Raw genomic sequence first — 19,443 nt, forward strand, 5'->3', positions numbered from 1 at the left:
AGACACATGGACCGACATCAGATTGTTGTCAGCGATGTCATCGAACCAGACGTCGAGCACCTACTCAGCGCAGGATTAAGTGCTTTTAATCAGCAGATGTCCGGTGTTAATGACCGACAGGCATTGGCGGTAACGGTGCGTGATCCGGTGACCCATCAGGTGCTCGGCGGTGTGACTGGGCGGACATCACTGGGGATGCTGTTTCTTGATCTGTTTTATTTACCGGAATCCCTACGTGGCTCGGGGCTGGGGTCTCGCCTGCTCAGTGCGTATGAGAACGAAGGACGTCGTCGCGGCTGCCGTTCGGCGGTGCTCTATACCCTCAGTTTTCAGGCGCCTGAGTTTTATGAGAAACGCGGATGGCAACGGTTTGGCGAAGTGCCTTGTGATCCGGAGGGTACGAGTCGGGTGTTTATGAGCAAGCTGCTGTGAGGGGGTATATCCGTTATTCGGGTGATGGCGGCTATGGCAAAAGCAGGCGAGGCAACGCTCGACCTGTAGGAGCTGGCTCGCCAGCGAAGCTCGTCAACGATGACGCGTTTCGACAGGATAAACGTGGTGCATTCGAGTGCTTCGCTGGCAAGCCAGCTCCTACAGGGAATGGCGTACACCTGTAGGAGCTGCCGAAGGCTGCGATCTTTTGATCTTGATCTACCGCCCCTTTCCCAGAGGCCGAACGCAGGTATTGCGTAGGGGGCAACCCGGCATGGATGCCGGGTTAGCCGCCCCCGGCCATGGATGGCCGATGGCGGCGGGCCCCCGGAGCAATGCCTTCGTTACGGCACCAATTTATCCAGAGTATTTTCCCCCCACGCAGCTAAGATTTACAGACGGTGAACCTTATCCCCGGATACCCGGTCGATACATGCAACCTGACTTGGTTTGCCGACACCCCCTCATTGAAAGGGTGATAACTGGCTTGCTTCACTTTTTGGAGAACGCCCCCGTGATATCAACTCTACACATCGCCAGGCTCAAAGCATGGGGCGCCCATGGTTTTACCGCGACCGGCGTGGTCACCGCCTTCCTCGCCACCCTCGCCCTGCTGGAAAACCAACCCACAAACTGCCTGCTGTGGCTGGGCGTCGCGCTGATCGTCGACGGGCTGGATGGCGCGCTCGCGCGCAAGGTCAATGTCCAGTCGGTGCTGCCGAGTTTCGACGGCTCGATCCTCGATCTGGTGATCGACTACCTGACCTATGTCTTTATCCCGGCGCTGTTCATCTATCGCTACGTCCCATTGCCGGACTACACACTGCTGCTGACCATATCGCTGATCCTGGTCTCGTCGCTGTTTTGCTTCTGCAACGTCAACATGAAGAGCAAGGACAACTACTTTCAGGGCTTCCCCGCCGCCTGGAACGTGGTAGCCCTGTGCCTTTACATCATTGCCCCGTCACCGTGGATCACTCTGCTCACCGTCATCGGCCTGGCGCTGCTGACCGTGACCCGGATGAAGTTTCTGCACCCGTTTCGCGTGCGCAAGTTCATGCCGATCAACATCGCCGTGACGGCCATCTGGCTGCTGTGCAGCTTGTCGCTGGTGATCAACCATCCGGTCATCAACCCGCTGGTCATGGGGCTTTGGCTGCTGATGTCGGCTTACTTCCTGGGGATCTGCATCTGGCGCACGGCGATGGAATGGTTTGACGGGTCGCGGCACAAGTAACTCGACATGCCTATCCATATCGTCCGACTCGGCTCACCCCGCCTGCCTGACGAAGGCCTGCGGATAGGCACGGTGCGCCGCCCGCCCCGGGGCGTGCCGAAGGCCGAGTTTGCCAGTCGGGATTTTTATGACGTCTGGCAACCGCTGCTGTCCCCCAGTGCCGAACTGGTTGCCGAAGCCAAAGCGGCGGAGGATGAAAAAGCCTGGGAGGCCTTTCGACGCAAGTTCAAGGCGGAGATGAACCATCCCGCGCCCAATCAATTGCTGGATCTGCTGGCCGCCCTCTCCCATCAAACCTCGCTGGCCGTTGGCTGCTATTGCGAGGAAGAGGCGCACTGCCATCGCTCCGTGTTGCGGGAATTGCTGGAGGCTCGGGGCGCCAGGATTGCATAGGTGCTACACCCCACCCTGTGGGAGCGAGCCACCCGCACTATCAAGGCCTGTTCGCCACCGTCATCACCCCAAGTCGCTACTGCGCAAAATTTCGCAGGACCTGCCATTCTGTCTGAACTTACGATCAACAGACCAAGGAATGAGGTCTCACATGAACAGCCAGATTCGACTCGCAACCGCTGAGGATGCAGCCGCCATCAGCCAGGTCATCATCCAGTCGCTGCGCCACTCCAATGCCCATGACTACCCGCCCGAAGTCATCGCACAGGTGGAGCAAAGCTTTTCTCCCGAAGCCGTGGGCACTTTGATTGACCAACGACAGGTCTTTGTCGCGACCCTCGATCATCGGGTAGTCGCCACCGCCAGCCTGGATGGCGATGTGGTGCGCAGCGTATTTGTCGACCCCTCCCATCAAGGAGGCGGACTCGGCAGGCAGTTGATGGCCACGCTTGAATCCATCGCTATCGACGCAAAAATCGCGGTGCTGCGCGTTCCCTCCTCCATTACCGCTGAAGGTTTCTACACCAGGCTGGGTTTTCGCAAAGTTCGCGATGAATTCCATGGAGCCGAACGCACGATCGTTATGGAACGGCGCATGCCCATGCTTGCGGATCGAGGCTGAGCGAAGACCGAGTCATCGTTCTTCGCGAGCAGGCTCGCTCCCACATTTGACCGTGTTCGCCTGGACACCTCGGTCAAAAATGTGGGAGCGAGCCTGCTCGCGATAGCGGTCTCACAGGCTCAAGGCGTAATCGCCACCTTCATCACCCCATCCCGCTGATGCGCAAACAACTCATACGCCGCCTCGATATCGTCGAGCTTGAACCGATGGGTCACCAGCGGCGACAGATCCACCCCGCCACTCTCCACCACCGCCATCAACCGGCGCATCCGCTCCTTGCCGCCCGGGCACAGGGTGCTGACGATGCTGAAATCCCCGAGCCCGGCGGCAAAGGCGTCGAGGGGAATGCGCAGGTCGCTGGAGTAAACCCCAAGACTTGAGAGGCGGCCGCCCGGACGCAGCACTCGCAACGCGGACTCGAAAGTCCCTTGGGTGCCCAGCGCTTCGATGGACACGTCGACGCCTCGGCCATTGGTCAGGGCCATGATCTGCGCCACCACGTCGCCGTCCTTGAAGTTGATCACATGGGTCGCCCCCAACTGTCGGGCAACGCTCATGCGCTCGGGCACGGCATCGATGCCGATGATGGTGGTGGCACCCTTGAGCCGCGCGCCGGCTATCGCACACAAGCCGATTGGCCCGAGGGCGAAGACGGCCACGGTGTCGCCGATGTTGACCTCGCCGCGCTCCGCCCCGGAAAACCCGGTGGACATGATGTCCGGGCACATCAGCACCTGCTCGTCGCTGAGGCCATCGGGAATCGGGCACAGGTTGGCCAGCGCATCCGGCACCAGCACGTACTCGGCCTGGCAGCCGTCAATGGTGTTGCCGAACTTCCAGCCGCCGGCGGCCTTGAAGCCATGGCGGGTGTCCGGGCCATCCTGCGAGCCGCAACCGCACAGGCACGCATAGCTTTGACCGCTGGGGGTAATGGCGCCGGCAATCACCCGTTGCCCTTCGACAAAACCCCGCACCTGCGAACCCAGCCGCTCGATGATGCCCACGGGTTCGTGACCGATGGTCAGGCCTTTGGCCACGGGGTATTCGCCGCGCAGGATATGCACGTCGGTGCCGCAGATAGTCGTGGTGGTGATGCGGATCAACGCGTCCAGCGGACCGACCTCGGGGATCGGTTTGTCGTCGAGCACAATGCGGTTTTTCTCAACGAATATCGCGGCTTTCATGGTGGCCATGGCGGTTCTCCAGAGTGTGCACATGCGCTTGAGTTCAGCACGGCCCCCAGCCTGCACCGGGTTTACGGACGAGAGGTTGATCATGGTCAATACTTAGGGATTGGATGTACGTCGCCTGCGCCGCACGTCGGGCGGCTAACCCACGGGAGGTTTGTCATGTCTGAGCAATCACGCTTCATGCTGGTCGCCTCGCCACTGATGGAACACAGCCCCGCTTTCGACCGGGCCGCCGCGCTGGCCAAGGCCGAAGACGCGGCCCTGCACATCGTCGCCTTCGATTATCTCGAAGGCCTGGCGACGGCCAGTCTGGTCAATGAAAAGGCCCTGGAGCAGATGCGCCTGGGCTACGTCGAGCGCCACCGTCAGTGGCTTGAGGAACAGGCCCGACCCCTGCGCAAAATCGGGGTCACGATCACCACGGAGGTGGCCTGGGTCGAACGCCCGCTGGAGGAAATCCTGATTCACCTCAAAGAGCAGCCGATGGACGTGCTGATCAAGGCGCTGGAGCACGAATCGCTGCTGTCGCGGCTGATGTTTACCCCGCTCGACGTGCACCTGCTGCGTGAGTGCCCGGTGCCGTTGCACTTCGTCAGCCACGCCGTGCATGCCTTGCCGCGCAAAGTGGTCGCGGCGGTCGACCCGTTCCATCGCGATGATCAGTACAAAAGCTTCAACGACCGGATCCTGCACGAAGCGTCGAAGCTGGCGAGTTCTTGTAACGCTGAACTGGATGTGGTCTACGCCTATGACCTTTCCTCCATCAGCGCCGACGAATTCGGATTCGACAACGGTTCGGCGTTTTTCTCGTCGGGCAAGGCCAAGACCGTGTTCGACTACCAGGAAGACGCGTTCCACGAACTGGCCGAGCGCAACGGCATCGCCCCGGAGCAGCGACACATGATCATGGGCAACCCCGCCAAGGTCCTGACCCGCTACGCCGATGCCTACGACGTCGACGTGATCGTCATGGGCCGCATCGGCCATCGCGGCATGGGCCGGCTGATCGGCAGCACGGTCGAGCACCTGCTGTACAAAATGCCGTGCAGCGTCTGGGTGGTGTACACCGAGCGGCTGGACGAATAATTGAAATGCAGCCCCCCGTAGGAGCTGCCGAAGGCTGCGATCTTTTGATCTTGACGGTGTTACGTCGAAACGAGATCAAAAGATCGCAGCCTTCGGCAGCTCCTACAGGGAGCGCGCACACCCGAGCGATTGGGTGCATGTGATTCTTTCAACGCCGGGTGATGACGACCTCCAGGTATTCACTGGGCACCACCAGCGATTTGTCGCCTGCCCGGTTCATGCGGTTGATCAGCTCGGTCAGGTCTTGCTCCAGCGCCTTGCCGCCTTCAGGAGGCAGTGCCGCAAACGCCTTGTGCAGCGGACCGTACCAGTTGCGGAACGTGTCGATGAAATGCGCGGCCGAGCGGTAGCGGAAGTTGAAGGTCTTGCGCGCCACCTGCACCAGAAAGTCGCGCTCATCAAAGTGTTCGTGCAGCCAGGCCTCGGTGCCCCACAGTGAAGGCGGTTGCGCGCCCGGTGGCGGTGGCAGGTGGCGGCCGAGGGTCTTGAACATTTGGCCGACGAAGCCTTCGGGCGTCCAGTTGGCCAGGCCGATCCGGCCGCCAGGACGACAGACCCGCGCCAGTTCCGTGGCGGCTTTGGCCTGGTCCGGCGTAAACATCACACCGAAGGTCGACAGCACGGCATCGTAGCTGGCGTCGTCGAACGGCAACGCTTCGGCGTCGGCCACTTGAAACGTCACTTCCAGGCGTTCTGCCCTGGCCCGGTCTTCGCCGCGCTCAAGCAACGCAGGCACATAGTCAGTGGAAGTAACGTGGCAACCACGGCGTGCGGCCGCCAGCGTCGCGTTGCCGTTACCGGCCGCGACGTCGAGCACGCGTTCATCGCACAGCAGGTCGCAGGCTTCGGCCAGTTGTTCGCCGACGATCTGCAAAGTGGTGCCGATCACGGCATAGTCGCCGCTGGCCCAAGAGGCCATCTGGCGGTTTTTCAAGGCAGTAAGATCAATGGGTGTACTCATGAATTCCGCTCCGTTGCGGGTTGGAACGCAGCCCGGCTTATTCTGCCGTGGTCGGATCGATGATGGCCGTGACCTGGGAAATACGGTTGGCCGGGAAACCGCTCTGCCTGGCGTGCTCCCTGATCAACTCTTCGTTGGGCGCGATGTACACGCAGTAGAGCTTGTCACCGGTGACATAACTCTGCTGCCACTGTACTTCCGGCAAATCGCGCAAGGTCCGGCAGGACTTTTGCGAAGCGGCTTTCAAATCCCTTTCTGACAGTGTTCCAGCACCCGGAATCTCGCGTTCTATGACGAACTTCGGCATGGCAACCTCTCATTCTTGTTATTGATGACAGGATCGGTAGACCCTGTGTGCCAACTATCGCGCCGTGCATTGTTGGCGTCCTGCCCGATCGTCGGCCAAGGCTGTCCGATCGTCCGGAGATTTCGCGTGACGCGGCGACAGGCTCACAATCAAAAACTACCCGCCCACACGGGAAAACCAACATGGATGCCTTGTCCCAGACCCTGCGTGTCGTCCGCCTGGTCGGCGCGATTTTCATCAACGCCCGGTTCACCGCGCCCTGGTGCTACCAGTCGCCCAGCGCTGACACCGCAGCCCCCTTCCTGGAGCCCGGCGCCGAGCGGGTGGTGATTTTCCACTTGATCACCGAAGGCGAGTGTTACGTCGAACTGGGCAATGATCCCCCGCTCCTGCTGACGGCCGGCGATGTGGTGGTGTTTCCCCAGGGAGACGCGCATCGCATGAGCTCTAAACCGGGACTCCCACCCGCCACCGGTGCGCGACTGGACGTGGTGCTGGCGCGGCGTCCACGACAATTGAGTTACGGCGGAGGCGGCGCGGTGACGCGGCTGGTGTGCGGCTATCTGGCGTGCGATACGCGTCTGGCGGGCATGTTGCTGACCGGTTTGCCGGCCGTGGTGAGGGTCAATGTGCGCGGCTCGAATGCCGGTATCTGGCTGGAGTCGTCGGTCCGTTATGCGCTGGCCGAAGCGCGATCGCCACGGCCTGGCGGTGAAGGCGTGTTGGCCAAGTTGGCCGAGGTGCTGTTCATCGAGGTGTTGCGCCTGTACATGCACGAACAGGGCGAAGGTCGTACGGGTTGGCTGGCGGGCGTGGGCGACCGGATTGTCGGCGCCGCCCTGAACGCGTTGCACAAAAAGCCCTGTCACGCCTGGACGCTGGATGAACTGGCGCGTACGGCCGGTACTTCGCGGTCGGTGCTGGCGGAGCGATTCCAGCAACTGGTGGGGAGTTCGCCGATGCAGTATCTGACGCAATGGCGGATGTTGCTGGCGGCGAATCTGTTACGCAGCAGTAACAGTTCTTTGATGCGGATTGCCGAAGAGGTGGGTTACCAGACCGACACGGCGTTCAGCCGCGCCTTTCGTCGCGAGTACGGAGCGCCACCGGCGGCGTGGCGGCGCAATCAGGGAACGTCCCACGCGTAAACGCAAACCCCTGTAGGAGCTGGCTTGCCAGCGAAAACGCCAGCACATTCAACATCAATGTGACTGATCGATCGCTTTCGCTGGCAAGCCAGCTCCTACAGGGGGGTTATTAAGATGCTGCGGGAACCTTGGCCTCTTCCAGCAACTGCTGGATCACTTTCTCCTGAGTCTCGTAGCTGCCTTCACCAAAGTGGGTGTAACGCACCTGGCCCTTGGCATCGATCAGGTAGTGAGCGGGCCAGTACTGGTTGTCGAAGTTGCGCCAGATTGCGTAGTTGTTGTCGATCGCCACCGGGTAGGTGATGCCGAGCTTTTTCACCTGATCCCTGACGTTGGCGATGATCCGTTCGAACCCGTATTCAGGGGTGTGCACGCCGATCACGACCAGACCATCCTTCTCGTATTTCTTCGCCCAGTCCTTCACGTACGGCAAGGTGTGCTGGCAGTTGATGCAGTCGAAGGTCCAGAAGTCCACCAGCACCACTTTGCCTTTCAGCGACGCGTTGGTCAGCGCTGGCGAGTTGATCCATTCCACCGCACCGGACAGCGACGGCATGGCGCCTTTAGCGTTGTCCATCGAGTCCGCGCTGACCTTGCTGACGAAGTAATCGACCACTTTCGGTACGGTTTCCAGTACGCCTTTCTCGATGCTGCTGACGCCTTCGGACGAGGTGCCGGCCAGCAGGGTTTTATCGGCGCCGGTGGAAATCACCGCCGCTGCCGCCAGCACCGCAACACCGGCACCACGACGCAGCCAACCGGTGACCGGGATCGACGCTTTCAAGCGATTGACCAGGCTGCGACCGAAGAAGATCAAGGTGCCCAGGGACAACGCGCTACCCAACCCGTACGCCACCAGCAACAGACTGGTCTGGGCGTTCGCGCCTTGCAGCATGGCGCCGGTGAGGATGACACCGAGGATCGGCCCGGCGCACGGCGCCCAGAGCAGACCGGTCGCCACGCCAACCATGACCGAGCTCAACGGGCCGGACATTTTGCGGGTGTTGGGGTCGACGCGATTGCCCAGCAGCACGAACGGACGTGCCAGCCAGCCGCCGATCCGCGCGGAAATCAGCGACAGGGCGAACAGCACCATGACGATCAGGGCCACGTGACGGCCGGTGTTATTGGCTTGCACGACCCACTCGCTGCTGACCACGGCCAGGCTGGAAATCAGCGCGAAGGTCAGGACCATGCCGCCGAGGGTGAGCAAGATCGATGACCGCGTACGGTCGACACCGGCAAACAGAAACGGCACGACCGGAAGGATGCAGGGGCTGAGGACGGTCAATATGCCGCCCAGGAAAGCGATGAGAAACATGGGGATCACCTTGAAAATATGAGCGGGACGTTGCACCGCATACCCTGTGGGAGCGGGCTTGCCCGCGATGGGGGTCTGGCAGTCACATCGATGCTGAATGTGTTGCCGTCATCGCGGGCAAGCCCGCTCCCACACTGGAATTGTGGTGTTTATAGATCGGTGTTCGGGCTTCAGGCCGTCGGGTTATCCAGCAACTGGCCCTGTGGCGTACGGCTCCCGCCGTTCTCTGCAACCATCTGCCCCTGCGGCGTGCGGCTGTAACCGTCCTCGGCGAGGAAGGCACCCGCGCCCTTCTCTGCCACGGGCGTCAGTTGGAAGCAGGTGGCGCTGCCACAGCTTTTTTGCTCGACAGCGGCATTGGCGTGAGCGGCGGCACCGGCAACAGAGAAAGCGATAGCGGTCAAATAGCGGCTGACGTTGTTCATGATGTTCTTCCTGTTTCAAAGGGGGTGGGCGTTGGGTGGTCGACGCACTCAGTTGTCCGAGTTGCAGTTGTCAGCCACTTTGCGGTAGTCCAGGACCTGGGTTTTGTTCTGGGAATCCAGGTAGGTCAGCTGGGCATCCACAACCCCGCAGGACGAGGAAGCGTCCTGTTTCAGCGACACCACTTTCTTGATATCCAGGTGCGTGCCGTAGGTGTAGGTTTTAGCGGTGACATCGGCGGCTTCGGCACGGGCGGCCAAGGTGCAGATGTTCAGTGCGGCAAACAGGCAAGCGGCGTAGATGGCTTTAGTGTTCATGGTGGTTTCCTCAAGGCTTCAATAGGTCAAATCGTTTAGTGGGCCGAGGCGGTTTGGTTTGCCTCGATGGAACCTATTAGAAGCTCGTGAGGTATCCCGTATGTGTCGGGAACAGGCGCGTGTAAATCGGTAAGTATCAAAGTGGGGCCGGGATACAGAGCGATACAAAACCGCTGAAAAATCGCGTTTTTGCGTCTGCATGTATCCACCGACAAGCCAGATACACTGCAATACAAAGGGCTGCGGGCGAACGCGCCAAGGCTCGATAGACTGTGCGACATCCCCCCTTTATAGAGGCAAGGCCCCATGGAACACGTTGATCACATTCTCATCGTGGACGATGACCGCGAGATCCGTGAGCTGGTAGGCAACTACTTGAAGAAGAATGGCCTGCGCACCACCGTGGTCGCCGATGGCCGGCAAATGCGCGCCTTCCTCGAATCGACGCCAGTGGACCTGATCGTGCTCGACATCATGATGCCGGGCGACGATGGCCTGATGCTCTGCCGCGAGTTGCGCGCGGGCAAACACAAGGCCACACCGATCATGATGCTCACCGCCCGCAACGATGAAACCGATCGCATCATCGGCCTGGAAATGGGCGCCGACGACTACCTGGTCAAGCCGTTCGCGGCGCGTGAATTGCTGGCGCGGATCAACGCGGTGCTGCGCCGCACGCGAATGCTGCCGCCTAACCTGGTGGTCACCGAAAGCGGTCGCCTGTTGGCCTTCGGACGCTGGCAACTGGATACTTCGGCCCGGCACTTACTGGATGAGGACGGCACCATGGTCGCCTTGAGCGGCGCGGAATATCGCTTGCTGCGGGTGTTCCTCGATCACCCGCAGCGGGTGCTCAATCGCGATCAACTGCTGAACCTGACCCAGGGCCGCGACGCCGATCTGTTCGACCGTTCCATCGATTTGCTGGTGAGCCGCTTGCGACAGCGCTTGCTCGACGATGCCCGCGAACCGGCCTACATCAAGACCGTGCGCAGCGAAGGCTATGTGTTTTCCCTGCCGGTGGAAGTCCTCGGAGCACCCTCATGAATCTCTCGATTCGCTGGCCCCGCACGCTGGCCTCGCGGCTGTCGCTGATCTTCCTGATCGGCTTGATACTCGCCCAGGCACTGTCCTTCGGCGCGCAGTATTACGAGCGATACGAAAGCACCAAGAACACCATGCTCGGCAATCTGGAAACCGACGTCTCGACCTCCATCGCCATCCTCGACCGCTTGCCGGCCGAAGAGCGCATGAGCTGGCTGCAACAACTGGATCGGCGTAATTACCGCTACCTGTTGAACGAAGGCTCGCCGGGTGTCGCCATGAGTGATGCGCCCATCGCGATGACGTCGATCAAAGAGGCCATCGGCAAGGATTACCCGATGACCTTTACCGACATCCCCGGGCCGAGCAAACACTTTCAGGTGCACCTGAAACTGGCGGACGGCAGCCCGGTGACCATCGATGTGCGGCCATCGATGGTGCCGTTGTCGCCGTGGTTACCCATCGTATTGCTGGGACAACTGGCACTGATGCTCATCTGCACCTGGCTGGCCGTGAGAATCGCCATCCGCCCCCTCACCCGCCTCGCCGAAGCCGTGGACACCCTCGACCCCAACACCCATCCGGTGCTGCTGGATGAAAAAGGCCCGACCGAAGTGGCCCACGCGGCCAAGGCTTTCAACGCCATGCAGGTGCGCATCGCGGCCTACCTGAAAGAACGCATGCAGCTGTTGGCGGCGATTTCCCATGACCTGCAAACGCCGATCACACGGATGAAACTGCGCGCCGAGTTCATGGAAGACTGCGTGGAAAAGGAAAAACTGTGGAGCGATCTGGGCGAGATGGAGCATCTGGTGCGTGAAGGCGTCGCGTATGCACGTAGCGTCCACGGCGCCACCGAAGAAAGCCGCCGCACCGACCTGGACTCGTTCCTCGACAGCCTGGTGTTCGACTATCAGGACATGGGCAAGGAAGTTCAGCTGAGCGGCAAAAGCACCAGCGTCATCGACACCCGCCCCCACGCCTTGCGCCGGGTGCTGGTGAACCTGACGGACAACGCCCTGAAATTCGCCGGTGCAGCAGAGCTGTGGGTAGAAAAACAGGCCAATGGCAGCGTCTCGGTGAAAGTCATGGACCGCGGCCCGGGCATTGCCGAAGAAGAACTGGCCCAGGTCATGGAACCGTTCTACCGCGTGGAAAACTCGCGTAACCGCAGCACCGGCGGCACCGGGTTAGGGTTGGCGATTGCACAGCAACTGGCGTTGGCGATCGGGGGGTCGTTGACGTTGAGCAATCGCGAAGGCGGCGGTTTGTGTGCAGAGCTCAAGTTACCGGGTCAAAAAACACAGTAATCGCAGATTCCGAGCACCCCAGAGATCAAGTGTGGGAGCGGGCTTGCCCGCGATGAGGCCGGCACTTCCAGGATTGATGTCGCCTGACCCACCGCAATCGCGGGCAAGCCCGCTCCCACATGGGATTTTCAGTGAACCCAGATTTTGTGCACGACAGAGTTCAAGTGTGGAAGCGGGCTTGCCCGCGATGAGGCCGGCACATCCAGCATGGATGTCGGCTGACCCACCGCCATCGCGGGCAAGCCCGCTCCCACATGGGATTTTCAGTGAACGCAGATTTTGTGCACGACAAAGATCAAGTGTGGGAGCGGGCTTGCCCGCGATGAGGCCGGCACATCCAGCATGGATGTCGCCTGACCCACCGCAATCGCGGGCAAGCCCGCTCCCACATGGGATTTTCAGTGAACGCAGATTTTGTGCACGACAAAGATCAAGTGTGGGAGCGGGCTTGCCCGCGATGAGGCCGGCACATCCAGCATTAATGTCGGCGGACCCACCGCCATCGCGGGCAAGCCCGCTCCCACAGGGGATTTTCAGTGAACACAGATTTTGTGCACGACAGAGTTCAAGTGTGGGAGCGGGCTTGCCCGCGATGAGGCCGGCACATCCTGCATTGATGCCGCCTGACCCACCGCCATCGCGGGCAAGCCCGCTCCCACATGGGATTTTCAGTGAACACAGGTTTTGTGCACGACAAAGATCAAGTGTGGGAGCGGGCTTGCCCGCGATGAGGCCTGCACATCCAGGATTGATGTCGCCTGACCCACCGCCATCGCGGGCAAGCCCGCTCCCACATGGGATTTTCAGTGAACGCAGGTTTTGTGCACGACAGAGTTCAAGTGTGGGAGCGAGCCTGCTCGCGATGAGGCCGGCACTTCCAGCATGGATGTCGCCTGACCCACCGCAATCGCGGGCAAGCCCGCTCCCACATTGGGGTTGTGGGGGGTTGGGGGTTGTGTTCGGTCAAGCGACTACGCCCACCACCCCTTCCCCATGCATCTGCTGCAACAATGCCAAACCGCTGTCGATAAATTCCGGCGACCCTGTGGTCCCGGCCTCCACCGCCAATCCTTCCAGCTGCGCTCGGCCGTCCAGTTCGGGAAACTCGCCGATCCGCTGCAACAACCGCCATGCCAGCGGGCTCAGTTCGGAAAACTTCACACTCCAGTCCTCAGCCCGACGGACCAGTAGCAAGGTTGGCTGGGCCGGTGGCACCTGCGGCTGAAAATCCGGCCCCACCAATTGCACCGGCCAGGCATACGCCAACGGCCAGGCCAGCGGCGATACCTGCAACGGTCGCTCCAGGATCAGCTCGATATCGCCAGGTGCCAACGGCTCGGCTTCAGACTGTTGCAACGCCATCTCGACCCACTCGTAATGCGCCAGCTCGACCATGAACGGCGGCCAATCCCCCTCACTCAACGCTGGCGGCTCGGAGGCCAGGAATTCGACGAACTCATTGGCGATCTCACCGAATTTCGGCGTGTGCGCACGGTAGTCCCGCAGAAAAACCCGCACCAACGTGCGCCACTGTTCATCCCCGAGAATCTTGATCAGCACCGGGAACGTGCCGCTGAGCAGCGTCGACAGGTTCAGGAAAATCAGGTCGCGGTACACCTGTGCCCGCGCCACGTCCATCTCGGCCGGCGGCGCGCAGTGTTCGGGATCGCGCAGGTAAAGCCCCATCGTGGTTTGTTGCTGAAACAGACTCGGCTTATCCACGGTTCACACCCTCGGCTTGCAGGCGGCGAATGGTCTGCAACTCGGCCACCAGTTCAGAAAACGCCGGGAAGTTGAAGTCCCGCTCCAGCAACGTCGGTTGCGCGCCGAAACGGGCGTAAGCCTCCGCCAGCAACGACCAGACCACTGGTTTGACCGAGGCGCCATGAGTATCGATTTTCAAGGTGTCGGACTCATCAAAGTGCCCGGCCACGTGCATGGCAACCACCCGGCCCGAGTCGATGCCGGCCAGAAAAGTCTGCGGATCGAAACCATGATTGATCGAGTTGACGTAGACATTGTTGACGTCCAGCAGCAGGTCGCAATCGGCTTCGCGCAGCACCGCGTTGGTGAAGGTCAGTTCGTCCATGTCCTGCTGAGGCGCGGCATAGTAGGAGACGTTTTCCACCGCCAGACGCCGACCCAAAATGTCCTGGGCCTGACGGATGCGCGCGGCAACGTGATGCACCGCTTCTTCGGTAAACGGCAACGGCAGCAGGTCGTAAAGGTGACCGTCATCGCTGCAGTAGCTCAGATGCTCGCTGTACAGCGGCACGTGGTAGTGATCGAGGAAAACCCGCACCTCTTGCAGAAATCCGACGTCCAGCGGCGACGGGCCGCCCAGTGACAATGACAGACCGTGACAGGACAACGGATAACGCTCGGCCAGGGTACGCAACGCATGACCATGGGCGCCGCCGATGCCGATCCAATTCTCCGGCGCGACTTCCAGAAAGTCGAAGTCGCCCACTGGGGCTGCTTGAAGGTCTTTCATTAAACCGCGACGCAGGCCGAGCCCGACGGTGGCCTTCGTTGATGTGTGAGAGGTCTGCATGATGTCGATCTCAGGGTTGCCAGTTCGGAATCACAGTTAACCGAAACGGTGTATCGGGTCTGTGTTCCGGTCCAGCAGAAAATCGCAGCGGTTGTATCGTCGGCGGGCCTGTACACACTGTGATACAGACCCGCCGTCAGGGTTACGCCAGGTCGTACCTTTCACGCACCAGATGGCCAATGCCGATGCGATCGAGCACGTTCATCGGGCACAGGAAGGTCACGCGAACGGTGCCCGGCAAGCGGCTGATGTCGATCGAGCCAGTGATGGTCGCGCGGTTGAGCACTTCGTCATACGGCAGACCGGTGACCGAAGCCGCACGTTTCAAGCCGTTCTCCACCGCGACGTTGAGGTTCTCGCCACTGCCGATAAAGGTGATCGGCCCGCTCTGCTCGATCTCGTGCTGGCCCCAGCGTGCGCCCAGCTCACGGACTTTGGCCCGTTGCTCGGCGTTCATCGGCCGCGCCATCGGTGGCAGGTCGTCAAGGTTTTGCAGGAGGATCGGGCCTTCCAGCGTGAGGTTTTTCACCACCTCGACCACCACTTCGGTTTCCCCGGAGCAATCGGTTGCGTGCCCGGCGATCTCGCCGTTGCCCTGCTGGGCGTGCATGTCGCCCATGTACACCCCGGCGCCCGGCACCTTCACCGGGCAAATCAGCACGCAGCCTTCGCGGATCGAATTGGTGTCCATGTGGCCGTCGGTCTTGGCCGCGTGCAGCGCTTCGCGGGTCATGCCGAAACGGTGTGGCGCATTGATCAGGTACTGGCCGAAATCGGCGCAGTTATGCGAATCGGGCAGATCCCGCGACGGTGCGGTGCCGATGTTGCCTAGGAACGGGCGCATGTGCGCCGCGACGCCGGGGATGTCAGCGCGAGCCAGGGACAGGATCGAGTGCTGGGCGGCGAACTCCGGCAGCGCCGACATTTCTGAAGCATTGCCAGCCAGTTGATTGGCGACGTCCTGATTGACGGTCAGGCTGACCTGATTCTGCGCATCGAACACGATCACGTAGCCATGGCTGAAGCGGAACGCGCTGACTTCGGCGCCGCAGTTGTTACAGCGGATCGACTCTTCGCCGATGCCTTCGACATGGCTGGCCGGATGCTCGGTGCCGCACTTGGCGCAGAATTTGGAGACGAACGGATCGCCGTTGTAGCGCCCCTCGACGAATTTCATGACCCCGGACGAGGTTGCCAGTGAGGTCACGCGCATGCTTTTGATCTTGATGGCGACCGCATCGCCGACTTCCGCCCCGGCGATGGCCACCGGTTGCGTCACTTCATGGCCGCCCTCGAAGGCCGGCGTGATCATCGGCCCCCAGCAGCCCGGCGGCGTGCCGGTGATCAGGGTGCCGCCGTCGGCCAATGGACCGAGCATCGGCTGGCTCGGGCCGATGATGCCGTTGGTGTAGTGATCGACGCGCAGGCGATTCACCGGCGTGGCATTGAGGGTGGGTTGAGACACAAGCGTTGTCATTGTGGTCCCCTTGACCGCATCAGGCGCGGAACAGTGGCAGAAGCGAACGGCCGCCTGTTGCGACGGCCTGGAAAGGGTCTTGGCCGCCCCGGTTGCAGGGCGCCAAAACGGCCTTCACAGTTCAGCGCAGGTTTGTATCTGGTCTGTGTTCGGCAGTGCCCCGGTGTTGAGCGAGACTGTATCGAAAGGCCGGTTAGATACAGTGAGATACACAACACAAATCCCTGTAGGAGCGAGGCTTGCCCGCGAAGGCGGTGTGTCAGGTAAATATTGGTCGGCTGACACGCCGCCTTCGCGGGCAAGCCTCGCTCCTACAAGGTTGGTGTGATGGCTTTCGTCGCTCCAGGGCGCGGTGCGCATCGCCCGGACTAAACTTAATGCACGCAGGACGTGCACAGCGTCCTGTTCATTCCCACGACCACCGCCCAGTGGCGAACACCCAGGTCAACCACGCCTCTGGACCGTGATCCTGCTGAAGGAGCACACGTGATGGACGAGGCCAGACTCAACGATTTCATGGGTAAGCTGGTGAACGACATGGGCGGCGCGGCGATGCTGGCCAATGTCATCCTCGGCGAAGAGCTCGGACTGTACCGGGCCATGGCCGACAGTCAGCCAATCACCCCTGAAGCACTTGCCGACAAAACCGGCTGCAACACCCGCCTGCTGCGCGAATGGCTCAGCGCCCACGCGGCCTCCGGTTACATGGAACACAGCGACGGCCAGTTCCGCCTGCCGGAAGAGCAGGCCCTGACGCTTGCCATCGAAGACTCGCCGGTTTATATCGCCGGCGGAATCGGCGTGGTGGCGTCGTTTTTCCATGACAAGGACAAACTGGTCAACGCCATGCGCGGCAACGGTGCCCTCGCCTGGGGCGATCACCATCCGTGCATGTTCAGCGGCACGGAACGCTTCTTCCGCCCTGGCTACAAGGCGCATTTGATTGCCGAGTGGCTGCCCGCGCTGGATGGCGTCGTCGCCAAACTGCAGGCCGGCGCCAAAGTGGCGGACATCGGCTGCGGGCATGGCGCCTCAACGGTGATCATGGCCCAGGCGTTCCCGGACTCGCGGTTTGTCGGGTTCGACTACCACGCACCTTCCGTCACCGTCGCCACCCAGCGCGCCGAAGAAGGCGGAGTGTCCGGACGTGCGCGGTTCTTCCAGGGCACGGCAAAAAGCTATCCCGGCGATGACTATGACCTGGTCTGCTACTTCGACTGCCTGCACGACATGGGCGACCCGGTGGGCGCGGCGCGGCACGCCTATGACTCGCTGAAACCGGACGGCACGGTGCTGCTGGTGGAGCCGTTTGCCAACGATTCGCTCGACGACAACATTACCCCGGTCGGCCGGCTGTTCTACGCCGCTTCGACCTTCATTTGCACACCGAACTCGCTGTCCCAGGAGGTCGGCCTCGGGCTCGGCGCCCAGGCGGGCGAGGCGCGGCTGCGCAAAGTGTTCACCGAGGCCGGGTTCAAGAGTTTCCGCCGGGCCACGGAAACACCGTTCAACCTGATTCTGGAGGCGCGTAAATAACCGCGAACCGCTGATGGCTATTGTAGGAGCTGTCGAGTGAAACGAGGCTGCGATCTTTTGATCCTGGCTTTTTAAAAGATCAAAAGATCGCAGCCTCGTTTCACTCGACAGCTCCTACAGGGGGCCGTGTTGTGAATGTGCCCAGTGAGCGGCAAATGTTACGCTGCAAGCCATCAAGGCCTTGCGGAGTGTTGAACATGCTCGACAGCCCCTTACGCGAACAACTCGACCGGCTCCAGCAGCTGATGGCCGATCAACCGTTTGTGGTCCTGACCGGCGCTGGCATCAGCACCCCGTCGGGCATTCCGGACTACCGCGATAACCAGGGCGTGCGGCGTGGCCGGCAACCGATGATGTATCAGGAATTCCTCTCAGCCCCCGAATCCCGCCGTCGCTACTGGGCACGGGCGATGCTTGGCTGGCCGCGAGTGCGCCAGGCCCAGCCGAACGTGGCGCACGAGGCCCTGGCCAGTTTGCAAAGTGCGCGGCAGATCAGCGCGCTGATCACCCAAAACGTCGACACCTTGCACGACCAGGCCGGCAGCCATGACGTGATCGAACTGCATGGCAGCCTGCACCGGGTGCTGTGCCTGGACTGCGGCCAGCGCAGCGAACGGGATTCGATCCAGCGCCTGATGGAAACGCAGAATCCCTACCTGGCCGGGGTTGATGCCGTGCAGGCACCCGATGGCGACACCTTGCTCGACGCCGCCTTTGAAGCGCGCTTTCAAGTGCCGCACTGCCCGCATTGCGCGGGCGAACGGATGAAGCCGGATGTGGTGTTTTTTGGCGAGAACGTGGCGCAGGCCACGGCGGCCAAGGCGATGGCGGCGGTGGAAAAGGCGGCGGGGTTGTTGGTGGTCGGGTCTTCGCTGATGGCGTATTCGGCGTTTCGGTTGTGCCGGGCGGTGGCGGATCAGGGTAAGCCGCTGATTGCGATCAATCTGGGCAAGACCCGGGCGGATGACATCCTTGATCTGAAAATCGAAGCCTCCTGCGAGCGATTGCTGCCATTACTGGCGCAACACCTTTCATCCTGATCACTTAAAACCCTGTGGGAGCGGGCTTGCCCGCGATGAGGCCGGCACATCCAACCCATTCGTAGACTGACCCACCGCTATCGCGGGCAAGCCCGCTCCCACAGGGGAATGTGTTCAGTGCATACCAAGGTTTTCCTCCTTGAGAATGTCGAACAACGCCTGCGCCGCCGCCGACAGCTCAACACCCGGTTTGGTCAGCACTCCGATCGCCCGCTCAACCACCGGGTCGCGCAAGGTAATGCAGCGTGCGCCGAGCTCGCGCATTTGCCCGGCGCACAGGGCCGGCACCGCGCTCACGCCCAGACCGCTGGCGACCATCCTGCCGACCGTCGCCAACTGATGACTTTCAAACTCCACCGGCAACTTCATCCCGCGTGCCTGCAAGTGCTCTTCGAGCATCACCCGCACCGTCGACGGGCGCTGCAAGGTAATGAACGGCTCCTTGAGCAAGGTCCGCCAGTCGATGTCGTCCAATTTGGCTAACTTGGAATCGTGTGGCACGACGGCCACAAACCGGTCCATGTACAGCGGCGTGAATTCCAGTGACGAACTCTGGGTCGGCTCAAACGCCACCCCCAGCTCAACCTGGCGATCTCGCACCATCTCCAGCACTTGCTCGTTGATCACGTCATTCACTGTGACATTGACCTTGGGGTAACGCGCACGGAAAATCCTCAGGATTGGTGGCAGCAAGTTACCGGCAAACGACGGCATGGCCGCCAGGGTCACGCGGCCGCGTTGCAGGGTGAAGCGCTGGCGCAGTTCATCCTCGGCGTTGTCCCAATCGGCGATCAGTCGGCGCGCCAAGGGCACCAGCGACTCACCCTCTGGCGTCAGCGCCACGTTGCGCGTATTGCGGGTGAACAGCCGCCCGCCCAAGCCCTCTTCCAGCGCCTTGATGGTCAGGCTCAACGCCGATTGCGACAGGTGCAACCGCTCGCAGGCCACGGCAAAACTCAGGCTCTGGGCCACGGCCAGGAATGCGCGGATCTGCTTGACGGTCATGCGCTGTCTCTCCAAGGTAACTACATTAATTCGACGTCAC

The 19,443-nt window shown here is 61.4% G+C and carries 20 protein-coding genes; 10 read left to right on the top strand and 10 right to left on the bottom strand.

The window, feature by feature from the left end; genetic code table 11:
• Positions 1-6 precede the first annotated feature (6 nt).
• The 4 genes from AEQ67_RS05285 (at position 7) to AEQ67_RS05300 (ending at position 2,684) form a co-directional block, all read left to right on the top strand.
• Positions 7-432 (top strand): GNAT family N-acetyltransferase, encoded by a 426-nt coding sequence (locus AEQ67_RS05285; RefSeq protein ID WP_059402833.1) that lies wholly within the window; start codon positions 7-9, stop codon positions 430-432.
• 514 nt (positions 433-946) lie between these two features.
• Positions 947-1,669, top strand: coding sequence for a phosphatidylcholine synthase (pcsA, locus tag AEQ67_RS05290; protein ID WP_059402834.1), 723 nt, complete (start codon positions 947-949; stop codon positions 1,667-1,669).
• A gap of 6 nt (positions 1,670-1,675) precedes the next feature.
• Positions 1,676-2,062 (top strand): DUF488 domain-containing protein, encoded by a 387-nt coding sequence (locus AEQ67_RS05295; protein WP_059402835.1) that lies wholly within the window; start codon positions 1,676-1,678, stop codon positions 2,060-2,062.
• 151 nt (positions 2,063-2,213) lie between these two features.
• The gene (locus AEQ67_RS05300; protein ID WP_059402836.1) at positions 2,214-2,684 is read left to right on the top strand and encodes a GNAT family N-acetyltransferase; all 471 of its coding nucleotides are present in this window, start codon (positions 2,214-2,216) and stop codon (positions 2,682-2,684) included.
• 119 nt (positions 2,685-2,803) lie between these two features.
• Here AEQ67_RS05300 and AEQ67_RS05305 read toward each other — a convergent pair whose 3' ends face one another.
• A complete protein-coding gene (locus tag AEQ67_RS05305; protein ID WP_059402837.1) occupies positions 2,804-3,877 on the bottom strand; it encodes an NAD(P)-dependent alcohol dehydrogenase in 1,074 nt (357 codons plus the stop codon).
• A 156-nt stretch (positions 3,878-4,033) separates the two neighbouring features.
• On the opposite strand from AEQ67_RS05305, the gene AEQ67_RS05310 reads away from it, so the two are divergent.
• The gene (locus AEQ67_RS05310; RefSeq protein WP_059402838.1) at positions 4,034-4,960 is read left to right on the top strand and encodes a universal stress protein; all 927 of its coding nucleotides are present in this window, start codon (positions 4,034-4,036) and stop codon (positions 4,958-4,960) included.
• Positions 4,961-5,108: 148 nt separating this feature from the next.
• Here AEQ67_RS05310 and AEQ67_RS05315 read toward each other — a convergent pair whose 3' ends face one another.
• Together AEQ67_RS05315 and AEQ67_RS05320 are read right to left on the bottom strand one after the other, a co-directional pair.
• Positions 5,109-5,921 carry a class I SAM-dependent methyltransferase gene (locus AEQ67_RS05315; protein WP_059402839.1) on the bottom strand — a complete coding sequence of 271 codons (813 nt, stop codon included), beginning with the start codon at positions 5,919-5,921 and terminating at the stop codon, positions 5,109-5,111.
• A 37-nt stretch (positions 5,922-5,958) separates the two neighbouring features.
• On the bottom strand, positions 5,959-6,228 hold the full coding sequence (locus tag AEQ67_RS05320) for a DUF4242 domain-containing protein (protein ID WP_059402840.1): 270 nt from the start codon (positions 6,226-6,228) through the stop codon (positions 5,959-5,961).
• A 182-nt stretch (positions 6,229-6,410) separates the two neighbouring features.
• Here AEQ67_RS05320 and AEQ67_RS05325 point away from each other — a divergent pair, with 182 nt between their 5' ends.
• On the top strand, positions 6,411-7,376 hold the full coding sequence (locus AEQ67_RS05325; RefSeq protein WP_059402841.1) for an AraC family transcriptional regulator: 966 nt from the start codon (positions 6,411-6,413) through the stop codon (positions 7,374-7,376).
• A 109-nt stretch (positions 7,377-7,485) separates the two neighbouring features.
• On the opposite strand, the gene AEQ67_RS05330 is transcribed toward AEQ67_RS05325, so the two are convergent.
• The 3 genes from AEQ67_RS05330 to AEQ67_RS05340 form a co-directional block, all read right to left on the bottom strand.
• Entirely contained in the window at positions 7,486-8,697 is a 1,212-nt protein-coding gene (locus AEQ67_RS05330) for a cytochrome c biogenesis protein DipZ (RefSeq protein ID WP_059402842.1), read from the bottom strand.
• A 170-nt stretch (positions 8,698-8,867) separates the two neighbouring features.
• On the bottom strand, positions 8,868-9,122 hold the full coding sequence (locus AEQ67_RS05335) for a hypothetical protein (protein ID WP_059402843.1): 255 nt from the start codon (positions 9,120-9,122) through the stop codon (positions 8,868-8,870).
• Between the two features lie 48 nt (positions 9,123-9,170).
• Entirely contained in the window at positions 9,171-9,437 is a 267-nt protein-coding gene (locus tag AEQ67_RS05340; protein WP_059402844.1) for a DUF2790 domain-containing protein, read from the bottom strand.
• 306 nt (positions 9,438-9,743) lie between these two features.
• Between AEQ67_RS05340 and AEQ67_RS05345 the strand changes: the two genes are divergently transcribed.
• Entirely contained in the window at positions 9,744-10,484 is a 741-nt protein-coding gene (locus AEQ67_RS05345) for a response regulator (RefSeq protein ID WP_059402845.1), read from the top strand.
• Positions 10,481-11,791 carry an ATP-binding protein gene (locus AEQ67_RS05350; RefSeq protein ID WP_059402846.1) on the top strand — a complete coding sequence of 437 codons (1,311 nt, stop codon included), beginning with the start codon at positions 10,481-10,483 and terminating at the stop codon, positions 11,789-11,791. The genes AEQ67_RS05345 and AEQ67_RS05350 overlap by 4 nt, the downstream gene beginning before the upstream one ends.
• A gap of 963 nt (positions 11,792-12,754) precedes the next feature.
• Here AEQ67_RS05350 and AEQ67_RS05355 read toward each other — a convergent pair.
• The 3 genes from AEQ67_RS05355 to AEQ67_RS05365 form a co-directional block, all read right to left on the bottom strand.
• Positions 12,755-13,513: an HvfC family RiPP maturation protein gene (locus AEQ67_RS05355; RefSeq protein WP_059402847.1), complete on the bottom strand. Its 759-nt coding sequence runs from the start codon at positions 13,511-13,513 to the stop codon at positions 12,755-12,757.
• The gene (locus tag AEQ67_RS05360) at positions 13,506-14,345 is read right to left on the bottom strand and encodes an HvfB family MNIO-type RiPP peptide maturase (RefSeq protein ID WP_059402848.1); all 840 of its coding nucleotides are present in this window, start codon (positions 14,343-14,345) and stop codon (positions 13,506-13,508) included. The genes AEQ67_RS05355 and AEQ67_RS05360 overlap by 8 nt, the downstream gene beginning before the upstream one ends.
• Positions 14,346-14,487: 142 nt before the next feature.
• Positions 14,488-15,822, bottom strand: a complete 1,335-nt coding sequence (locus AEQ67_RS05365; protein ID WP_059402849.1) for an acetamidase/formamidase family protein — start codon at positions 15,820-15,822, stop codon at positions 14,488-14,490.
• 489 nt (positions 15,823-16,311) lie between these two features.
• Here AEQ67_RS05365 and AEQ67_RS05370 point away from each other — a divergent pair, with 489 nt between their 5' ends.
• Positions 16,312-17,358 (top strand): class I SAM-dependent methyltransferase, encoded by a 1,047-nt coding sequence (locus AEQ67_RS05370; protein WP_059402850.1) that lies wholly within the window; start codon positions 16,312-16,314, stop codon positions 17,356-17,358.
• 197 nt (positions 17,359-17,555) lie between these two features.
• A complete protein-coding gene (locus AEQ67_RS05375) occupies positions 17,556-18,398 on the top strand; it encodes an NAD-dependent protein deacetylase (RefSeq protein WP_059402851.1) in 843 nt (280 codons plus the stop codon).
• A gap of 114 nt (positions 18,399-18,512) precedes the next feature.
• Here AEQ67_RS05375 and AEQ67_RS05380 read toward each other — a convergent pair whose 3' ends face one another.
• Positions 18,513-19,403 carry a LysR family transcriptional regulator gene (locus tag AEQ67_RS05380; protein ID WP_059402852.1) on the bottom strand — a complete coding sequence of 297 codons (891 nt, stop codon included), beginning with the start codon at positions 19,401-19,403 and terminating at the stop codon, positions 18,513-18,515.
• Between the last annotated feature and the right edge of the window lie 40 nt (positions 19,404-19,443).

The organism is Pseudomonas sp. RIT-PI-q (assembly GCF_001297125.1).
In the GTDB taxonomy this organism is placed as follows: Bacteria; Pseudomonadota; Gammaproteobacteria; order Pseudomonadales; family Pseudomonadaceae; genus Aquipseudomonas.